Genomic DNA, 9,586 nt, shown 5'->3' with positions numbered 1-9,586 from the left:
TCCTGCAGCGCCATAGCCCGGGCCACAATCCAGCGGTCGATATCGACCATGTCTTCAGGCTTAACGGCGTGCTGTGATGGCTCAAATTCATTGATGTTCGCCAGCAGGAAACGCGCGGTGTTGCGGATGCGGCGGTAGCTATCAGCGGACCGCTTCAGAATTTCATCCGAAACCGTCATTTCCGCCGAATAATCCGTCGCCGCTACCCATAAGCGCAGGATGTCCCCACCGAGCTTGTTCATCACTTCCTGGGGCGCCACCACATTGCCGATCGATTTCGACATCTTGCGGCCCTGACCGTCCACGGTAAAGCCGTGCGTCAGTACTTGCTTGTACGGCGCCTGTTCATACATGGCCACACCGGTCAGCAACGAGGACTGGAACCAGCCGCGATGCTGATCCGAACCTTCCAGGTACAGATCCGCCGGCCATTGCAGGCCGTCAACCTTGTTCAGCACGGCTTCATGGGTCACGCCCGAGTCAAACCAGACATCCAGGGTATCGGTTACTTTGCGGTATTTTTTGGCTTCCTCTTCGCCCAGCAGTTCGGCCGGTTCCAGATCAAACCAGGCCTGAATGCCGTCTTTCTCGATGCGTTGGGCAACCTGCTCCAGCAGCTCCAGCGTGCGCGGGTGCAGCTCATCGGTATCGCGGTTCACAAACACCGCAATCGGGTTACCCCAGGTGCGCTGGCGCGAAATACACCAGTCCGGCCGGCCGTCAATCATGCTCTCAATGCGGCTCTGGCCCCACTCCGGCACCCAGCGTACCTGCTTGATCTGCTCCAGTGCTTTGCTGCGCAGGCCTTCTTTGTCCATGCTGATAAACCACTGTGGCGTGGCGCGGAAAATAATCGGCGTTTTATGGCGCCAGCAATGCGGATACGAGTGGTTGTAGGCTTCATGATGAACCAGCCGCCCGGCTTCGTTCAGCGCATCAACGATATTCGGATTGGCCTTCATCACGTGCTGGCCGGCAAACATCGGGGTGTCATCTTTGTACACGCCGTTATCGCCAACCGGGTTATACACTTCAATGTTGTAGCGCTTACCGACAATAAAGTCGTCCACACCATGGCCCGGCGCGGTATGCACGCAGCCGGTACCCGATTCAGTGGTCACGTGCTCACCCAGGATCACCGGCAGTTGCTGGTCAAATAACGGGTGCTGCAGCTGCATCAGTTCCAGCGCTTCGCCCTTGGCGTAGCCCAGGTTGTGATAGTGGTTGATATTCCAGCGCTCCATCACTGAGGTCACCAGATCCGTGGCAACAATCAGTCGCTGCGCCGGCCGCTCATCGGTCGCTTCTACCTGCACCAGCGCGTAATCCAGGCCCGGATGCACAGATACCGCGCGGCTGGCCGGAATGGTCCACGGCGTGGTAGTCCAGATCACCATGGCCACTTCACCTTCACCGGCATGCTCCGCCGGATGGTCAAAGACACTCAGCACCTTAGCTTCATCCACTACCCGGTAGCTGACATCAATCGCCGGCGAGCGCTTATCCTGATATTCCACTTCGGCTTCCGCCAGCGCCGAGCCACAGTCGGTACACCAGTGCACCGGCTTAAAGCCCTGCTGCATATGGCCATTGGCAATAATCTTGCCCAGCGCCCGCAGGCTGTCCGCTTCCTGCTGCGGGTTCATGGTCAGATACGGGTTATCCCAGTCACCGAACACGCCCAGGCGTTTAAAATCTTCGCGCTGCGCTTCCACCTGCGTCATGGCGTAGTCGCGGCAATGCTGACGGAACTCAGCCACAGTCAGCTTCTTGCCCGGCTTACCGTATTTTTTCTCAACCTGCAGCTCAATCGGCAGGCCGTGGCAATCCCAGCCCGGTACATAAGGCGCGTCAAAATCGCTCAGGGTTTTGGCTTTAACGATAATATCTTTTAAGATCTTATTGACTGCATGGCCAATGTGGATCTGGCCGTTGGCATACGGAGGGCCATCGTGCACTATAAACACCGGCTTACCCGCTTTGGCGTTACGAACCAGGCCGTACACATCGTCGGCATACCACTGTTCCAGCATCTGCGGTTCACGCTGCGCCAGGTTACCGCGCATCGGGAACTCAGTGTCCGGCAAATTAAGCGTGTGTTTATAGTCAGTCATCAGGCTTCCTGTTTGATCATTATCGGCTATTCGCGCCAGGGTCTCAGCAATAGGGGTATTCTACCTGCGCAGCAGGGATCGGGCTACCTCTGCATCGGCTTTTATTTGTTCACGTAAGTCAGCAAAATCGGCAAATTTTTGTTCCGGGCGTATCGCCGCCACGGGCATCACTTGCAGCTGCCGGCCATAGAGCTCAGCGTCATAGTCAAATAAGTGCACTTCGAGCTGCTCAACCTGGCCCTGCACGGTGGGCCGGCGGCCGATATTGGCTACGCCATCGAGCAATTTACCCGCGTTTTCGCCCGGCAGCCGCACCCGTACCGCAAAAACGCCCTGCAATGGGCTTTGCAGCCTGTGTAAGCGGATATTCGCGGTGGGGAAGCCGATGGTACGGCCCTTCTTTTCGCCGTGCACCACCCGGCCGCAGAACGCATAAGGACGGCCCAGCATAGCTTCAGCTTCGGCAAAGTCGCCGGCCTTCAGGGCCGCGCGAATCGCGGTGCTGCTCACCCGCTGTTGTTGCTGACGATAGCTGCGGGTGTCGACCACCTCAAAACCAAATTCGTTACCGGCGCGGTGAAGCAAGGCAAAATCGCCTTCCCGGTCTTTGCCGAACCGGAAATCATCGCCCACCACCAGAAACTCAACCCCCAGTTGCTGCACCAACACCTGCTCGATAAAGGTGCGGGCGGGCAGATTGGCGAACTTGCGGTTAAATTCAATAACGATATGCCGGTCGATGCCGCGCTGGCGCAGCGCCAGATGCTTTTCACGAAAGTTGGTCAGGCGTGCCGGGGCTTTGCCGGGCTGAAACAACTCCTGGGGCTGCGGTTCAAAAGTCATCACCGCCGAGGCTGAACCGCGCTGCCGGGCCTGCTCAGTCACCTGTGCCAGCACCGCCTGATGGCCCAGGTGCACACCATCAAAATTACCTATAGTCAGCACGCAGCCGCGATGTTCGCGGCGAATGTTGTGGATCCCACGAATGAGTTGCATAGTCGGGAGTCAGTTCTCGTTATGTCGTTTCAGCTAAGCTGCCGATTATAGCAGCCATCACTTTCTACGAACAGTTGTACGAACAGTGACGCGGATCCGCAGCACTAACAGGGTCACCCCGTAAGCACCGGCACCGGCGCCAATCAGCATGGCCAGCTGGCCAATACGGGGCCAGATATCGGCATTCAGCCACCAGCTGCGATCGGGGTTTAAATACAACACAGTGGCAGTAATCGCCACACAACCAAGCACGACTTTAGCAATATAAGTCAGGGTGCCGGGATAGCGTTTCAGTACGCCGTCCCGCCACAAGTTATAACCTAATAAGCTGGCGTTAATCGCTGCCGACATCGAGGTGGCGATGGCCAGACCAACGTAGCCAAAGGGAATCGCGAACACCAGGTTCAGTACCATGTTCGACACCATAGCGATAATGCCGTAGCGCACCGGACGTCGGGTATCCTGACGCGAATAAAAGCCGGTGGCCAGCACTTTCACCAGCATAAAGCTCAGCAGGCCGCTACCGTAGGCATAAAGGCTATAAGAAGCCAGCCGCGCGTCTTCGGGAGTGAATTCGCCACGCATAAAGAGCACCATCAGCATCGGCTCGGCCAGCACCAGCAAGCCGGTCATGGCCGGCAGGCCCAGCAGAATCACGGTGCGGATGCCCCAATCCAGGGTTCGGCTGAAATCATCGGACGATTTATCCACATGGCGGCTCGACAGCGCCGGCAGAATCACGGTGGCGATGGCGATACCAAATAAACCCAGCGGAAACTCCAGCAACCGGTCGGAATAATACAGCCAGCTGATCGAGCCACTCATCAGGAAGCTGGCAATAAAGGTATCCAGCAACAGGTTGATCTGGCTGACCGATACCCCGAACAGCGCCGGAATCATCAGTTTGCGGATCTTAGCTACGCCCGGGTCATTCCAGCCCCACTGGGGCCGGGTCAGCATACCGGCACGGCGGATAAATGGCAGCTGAAATACAAACTGCAGCAGACCACCGAAAAACACGCCCCAGGCCAGCGCATATTCCGGCTGCTCAAAGTAAGGTGCCAGCCAGATAGCGGCAGCAATAATCGCCACGTTCAGGAATACCGGGGTAAAGGCGGCCACGGCGAATTTACCCAGGGTATTTAAAATCGCCCCGGCCAGCGCCGCGAAGGTAACAAACCAGAGATAGGGAAAGGTAATGCGCAGTAAATCTGAAGCCAGCACATACTTATGGCCCTGCGGCCCGTCATAATACCAGTCCAGAAACCAGCCCATACCGAACAGTGCCGCCACCACCGGTGACAACACCACGCCGGCCAGGGTTACTATGGTCACTATAGTGCCCAGGGTGCCCGACACCCGGGCGATCAGCAGCCGCTGCACATCCAGCGGATGGCCCTGTTTATATTCGGTGAGCACCGGCACAAAAGCCTGCGCAAAAGCGCCTTCGGCGAACAGTCGCCGTAAAAAGTTAGGGATCTTATTGGCAAAGAAGAACACATCGGCAGCGGCACCGGCACCCATCAGGTTAGCGATAACCACATCGCGGGCCAGTCCCAGTACCCGCGAGATAAAGGTCATGGCGCTGACAACAACGCCTGACCGGGCCAGTTTACTACTCAAAGCCGGTTAACCTGCTTGCTTGTCGGCGATGTAATCATCGATTAAACGCTCCAGCACATCCAGTGGCATGCCGCCGCTGGTCAGCACCACATCGTGAAAATCGCGCAGGTCAAAGGCATCACCCAGTTCGGCACGCGCTTTTTCACGCAGCTCAACAAACTTCAGCATGCCCATCTTGTATGAGGTTGCCTGACCAGGCCAGACGATATACCGCTCAATTTCCGAGGTCACATCGGATATCGTCATGCCGCCCTGGGATGCCATATAGTCAATGGCTTCTTCACGGGTCCAGCGTTTGGCATGGATACCGGTATCTACCACCAGCCGGATAGCGCGGAACAGTTCCGCCTGCAGCCGGCCCAGATCGCCGTACGGGTCATTCTCGTAGAAGCCCAGATCAGCCATCAGTTGCTCGGTATAAAGCGCCCAGCCCTCAGCGTGAACCGAGAACGGCATAAAGGAGCGGAAAATCGGCAAGCCGGTCATTTCCTGTTGCAGAGCCAGCTGATAATGGTGGCCCGGCACGCCTTCATGCACGGTCAGGGTTTTCATGCCGTATTTCGGCGTGGCCTTGATGTCGTACAGGTTGGCGTAAAAACGCCCGGGCCGTGAGCCGTCCAGTGCTGGCCGCTGATAGTAAGCGCCCGGTGCATTCTTCTCGGCGTATTCAGGTACCCGCACCACTTCCAGGCCCGCTTCCGGCTTATTGCGGAAGGCCGGATCGATATAGGTATAGATGTCGTCCACAATCGCGGTGTAATCCGCCAGGATTTGCTCACGACCCGCTTCAGTATCCGGATACAGGAACTGTGGATCCTCGTTCATCTGTTGCAACAGGGCACCAATGCTGACATCCGCCGGATAACCCAGCTGATCAAAAATTGTGCGCATTTCAGCCTGGATACGTGCCACTTCACTCAGACCAATCTGATGGACTTCGTCAGGGTTCAGGTCGGTGGTGGTGTTCTGCTTCAGCATGTAAGCGTAATAGGCATCGCCGTCGGGCAGTTTCCACACCCCGGCATCATTGGTCGATTGCGGTGCCAGTGCCACAAAGTAGTCGTGCAGACGCTGATAAGCCGGATACACCGATACCTGCATTGCAGTTTCGGCCTGCTTAAGAAAATCCTGCTGCTCGGCTTCGCTCAGTTCGGTTTTTGCCAGCTTGGTCGCAAAAGAAGTCACCATCATGTTGTCGGCCGGTGCCGGTGCCATAATGGTTTCCATCTGGGCAATAGCAGCATCAACCACAAAGCGCGGCGGAATAATGCCTTTCTCAGTGCGGATGGCCAGGTCTTCAAGCAACTGTGAGAATTGCAGGTCAACACCGTTCAGCCGGCTGATGTAGTGCTCAGCATCGGTGGCATCGCTCACCTGATGCATATCGGACAAAAACGACGGCAGATTGGTATGCACGCCGCTGAGCTGAGTAATCGGATAACTATGCCACTGCCAGCGCTCACCTTCGATCATGGTGCTCATAAAGTGATCAAAGATGTCATAGGAAATCAGATCCTGCCCGGTACGACTTTCGCGGCCATAGGACTGAAACATCTCATAGTTTTCCCGCAGCTTCGCCATGCGGTCGGCGCGCACCGCTGGCGACAGATTGTCCAGTTCGGCATTATGGCCATCAAAACCAAAACCTTCCAGAACCCGCAGCTGAGTCAGTGTCTGGGGTGAGCTCATCGCCATATCCAGCATGGTCCGGTCGTAAAACACGCGGATAGAAAACGGCTTAAACCAGATAGCATTAATGATGAGTATGGCGCCCAGAACGACAACAGTCGCCAGGCCGCGCTTAGTCCATTTCCACATGACGGAACCCTTCAGAGAGTATTTGAAAACAATATAACCTAATCCACCAACAACTTGCATCAGTGTTTTACCTGCGGGATGCTGAAACACGCCAAATATCCAATCTCAGGCTTGACTTTAAACCGAAAAACAGGCATATTCCCCGCCCTAATTAACACACGCGATCTGATAACGAATTTTAGGAGTTCACCTTGGCTAACATTAAGTCTGCGAAAAAGCGCGCGGTACAAGCGGAAAAGAACCGTCGCCATAACGCGAGCCGTCGCTCAATGATGCGTACCTTGTTGAAGAAAGTAACTGCTGCCATCGAAGCAGGCGATAAAGCTACTGCTGAACAGACATTTACTAATCTTCAGCCGGTTCTGGATCGTTATGCGACCAAAGGCCTTATCGACAAAAATAAGGCTGCCCGGCACAAGAGCCGTCTGAACGCGAAAATCAAATCGCTGTAAGACGTTTTCTGTACCGATTAAACTAACCTCACAGTTAGTTACAAAAAACCGGCCACTGGCCGGTTTTTTTATGCCATTAATTCCTCTGACCGGTTCTCTTTGGGCGACTTTGTTGTCATAATGTTGTCTTCTAACAATAACGATAACAAAACTGTTCCGCCGGAGAATCCTAACTCATGATGCGCCTTACTCAACTATTGACGCTGCTACTGGTTTTAGTCCTTAGCAGTACCCCGCTTATCGCCAACGCCCAGCCAGAAGAATTTCCGGTCGAGGACTTTTTCAGTAACGCAGTATACGACGGGGTCCATATCTCACCCGACGGCCGCCATTTCGCGATTAAATCCAGCGAAGGCACCCGCGACAAAATCATCATTTTTGATCGCGAAAACCGCGAGGTAACCACCTCTTTCGCCTTTGGCGACAATATCCGGTTTAATAATATCAACTGGGTAAATAATGAGCGGATTATTTTTGAGGGTGCCAAGTTTGTCGGTTACCTGGATGAAAAAGGCGGCGTTCCCAGCCTCTATGGGGCGAACGTTGACGGGAGTAACCGGCGTGAACTCTTTAAATGGGGCATGACGGGTTACCGTATTCTGCACCTATGGCCTGACGATCCTGAGCATATTCTGATTGGTAAATACCATTTTGCTGATGAAGGCGAAATGAAAGCCCACCGGATGAATATCAACGATGGCCGGCTTTACTATCTTGCTGATCAACCACCCCGTGCCAATAGCCTGATCACCGATAACAGCGGTGAACTGCGCGCTGCATACGCTTATGAAGAAGAGCGTGACGACGAATTTGGCCAGGGTACGTTATGGCTCTACTACAAGCCGCTGGGATCAAAAGAATGGAAAGAGTTTGATATCAGCAACTTCGAAAAAGGCCGCAATCTCTCCTTCGCCGGCTTCACTGAAGATGATCGCTACGCATACCTGCTTTCTGACCATGACAGCAAAACGGTTGCCGTCTATAAATTTGACACCGTGACCGGAGAAATGACGGCGGTCGCTGAAGATCCTGTTTCGAACGTCATGGGAACCGTCAAGGGAATGAACGACGCTATCGTCGGTTTTGAATTCATGCCTGACTATTTCCGCCGGGTGTATGTTGACGATAGCAAATCAGCACAACTGCTAAAACGGCTGGAAGCATCTTTCCCCGGGCAGCGCGTGGTACTGACCAGCCTGACCAGAGACAAAACCCAGGCCGTAGTAAAGGTCACTTCCGACCGCAATGCCGGTGAATATTATCTGTTTAATACCGAGACCCTTGAAGCAAGCTATATCGCCTCACCCAACCCTAAGCTTAACCCGGCCGACATGGCGGAAGTAAAACCGTTTCATATTGAAGCTCGCGACGGTCTTCGCCTTAATGGGTACCTGACGCTCCCGCAAGGGCACGATGACGCCGAAGTGAAACGGTTAATTGTAAATGTGCATGGTGGCCCGCACGGTCCCTTCGATCGCTGGGGCTTCAGCGCGGAAAATCAATTTTTTGCTAATCGCGGCTTTGCGGTTATGCAGGTGAACTTCCGTGGTTCGGGCGGTTACGGCCAGCTATTTGAAGAAGCCGGCTACCGTAAATGGGGTCGCGAAATGCAGGACGACGTCACTGATGCCACTTTGTGGGCGATTGAGCAGGGTTACGCCGATAAAGACCACGTCTGTATTTATGGTGGTAGCTACGGCGGTTACGCGGCACTTATGGGTGTAGTCCGGGAACCTGACCTCTACCAGTGCGCCGTCGGTTACGTGGCTGTGTACTCACTGCCGGTCATGAAGACCACCGGTGACATTCCGGGTCGCGAAAGCGGCAGAAAATACTTATCTCATATCCTTGGTGATGATCAGGCGGAACTCGAAGCCAATTCACCGTCTTTTAATGTAAATAAAATCAAAGCCGCTATCTATCTGGTGCACGGCGAAGATGACGTGCGCGTGCCCATGGCACAGTACGATGCCCTCACCGATGCCCTTGATGACGCAAATATCCCCTACCAGTCGATGGTGCGCGACGAAGGACATGGCTTTCAGCTCGAACCCAACAAGTTTGATCTGTATAATAGCCTCGATGTGTTCTTCACTAAACACTTAGGCGACGGCACCCGCTAAGCCGATACTGCCCTCCTTTTCTCCGGAAAAACGGGGGCAGTCAGTCCCCGTAGCTCAGCAGGATAGAGCAGCCCCCTCCTAAGGGGCAGGTCGCAGGTTCGACTCCTGCCGGGGACGCCATTTCTGAATACTAATAAAGCATATCAATAATTAAGGACCAAACAATGGAACACTGGAGTAAATACTGGCACACCCAGGGCGTGCTCAATAGCTTTGCCGAAGGCGAAGCCAACCGGGGCTATGCCGGCGTAGTAAAAGACTTCTGGGATGCGACTTTCGCTGAAATTCCGGCCGGCGCCACGGTTATTGATGCCGGTTGTGGTAACGGCGCGCTGGCCTTACTGGCCTTCGATTACAATCGCGCAAATCAGAAAGACTTTGTTATCCATGGTGTGGATGCGGCCAAAATCGATCCACCGGCCCAATTGCGTACGTCTTCACCAGCCATAGCTAAAAAACT

The 9,586-nt window shown here is 54.6% G+C and carries 6 protein-coding genes, 1 tRNA gene and 1 pseudogene; 4 read left to right on the top strand and 4 right to left on the bottom strand.

Annotation, left to right across the window (positions count from 1 at the left end; translation table 11 throughout):
* From ileS to R3196_RS10365, 4 genes are all read right to left on the bottom strand, one after another.
* A partial coding sequence (gene ileS, locus R3196_RS10380) for an isoleucine--tRNA ligase (protein WP_318936703.1) occupies positions 1–2,114 on the bottom strand: 2,114 nt, incomplete at its 3' end.
* A gap of 60 nt (positions 2,115–2,174) precedes the next feature.
* Positions 2,175–3,110, bottom strand: coding sequence for a bifunctional riboflavin kinase/FAD synthetase (ribF, locus tag R3196_RS10375; protein WP_318936702.1), 936 nt, complete (start codon positions 3,108–3,110; stop codon positions 2,175–2,177).
* 57 nt (positions 3,111–3,167) lie between these two features.
* Positions 3,168–4,733 (bottom strand): murein biosynthesis integral membrane protein MurJ, encoded by a 1,566-nt coding sequence (gene murJ, locus R3196_RS10370; protein WP_318936701.1) that lies wholly within the window; start codon positions 4,731–4,733, stop codon positions 3,168–3,170.
* A 6-nt stretch (positions 4,734–4,739) separates the two neighbouring features.
* Entirely contained in the window at positions 4,740–6,551 is a 1,812-nt protein-coding gene (locus tag R3196_RS10365; protein ID WP_318936700.1) for a DUF885 domain-containing protein, read from the bottom strand.
* Between the two features lie 191 nt (positions 6,552–6,742).
* Between R3196_RS10365 and rpsT the strand changes: the two genes are divergently transcribed.
* The 4 genes and pseudogenes from rpsT to R3196_RS10345 all read left to right on the top strand — a co-directional run.
* Positions 6,743–7,003 (top strand): 30S ribosomal protein S20, encoded by a 261-nt coding sequence (rpsT, locus tag R3196_RS10360; RefSeq protein ID WP_318936699.1) that lies wholly within the window; start codon positions 6,743–6,745, stop codon positions 7,001–7,003.
* Between the two features lie 176 nt (positions 7,004–7,179).
* Entirely contained in the window at positions 7,180–9,126 is a 1,947-nt protein-coding gene (locus R3196_RS10355) for an alpha/beta hydrolase family protein (protein WP_318936698.1), read from the top strand.
* A gap of 43 nt (positions 9,127–9,169) precedes the next feature.
* Positions 9,170–9,246: transfer RNA gene (locus R3196_RS10350), tRNA-Arg, on the top strand.
* Positions 9,247–9,290: 44 nt separating this feature from the next.
* Positions 9,291–9,586, top strand: a pseudogene (locus R3196_RS10345) (class I SAM-dependent methyltransferase); the annotation flags it as partial.

Origin of the sequence: Pseudidiomarina sp. (assembly GCF_033722695.1) — a bacterium.
Lineage (GTDB): Bacteria > Pseudomonadota > Gammaproteobacteria > Enterobacterales > Alteromonadaceae > Pseudidiomarina.
Note: the sequence above shows the minus strand (reverse complement) of the source record. Positions and strands in the feature narration are given on the sequence as shown.

Bases quoted from the DNA above. Each gene is read 5' to 3' on its own strand.
- R3196_RS10365 (WP_318936700.1), bottom strand. From the start codon at position 6,551: ATGTGGAAATGGACTAAGCGCGGCCTGGCGACTGTTGTCGTTCTGGGC.
- R3196_RS10355 (WP_318936698.1), top strand. From the start codon at position 7,180: ATGATGCGCCTTACTCAACTATTGACGCTGCTACTGGTTTTAGTCCTT.
- ribF (WP_318936702.1), bottom strand. From the start codon at position 3,110: ATGCAACTCATTCGTGGGATCCACAACATTCGCCGCGAACATCGCGGC.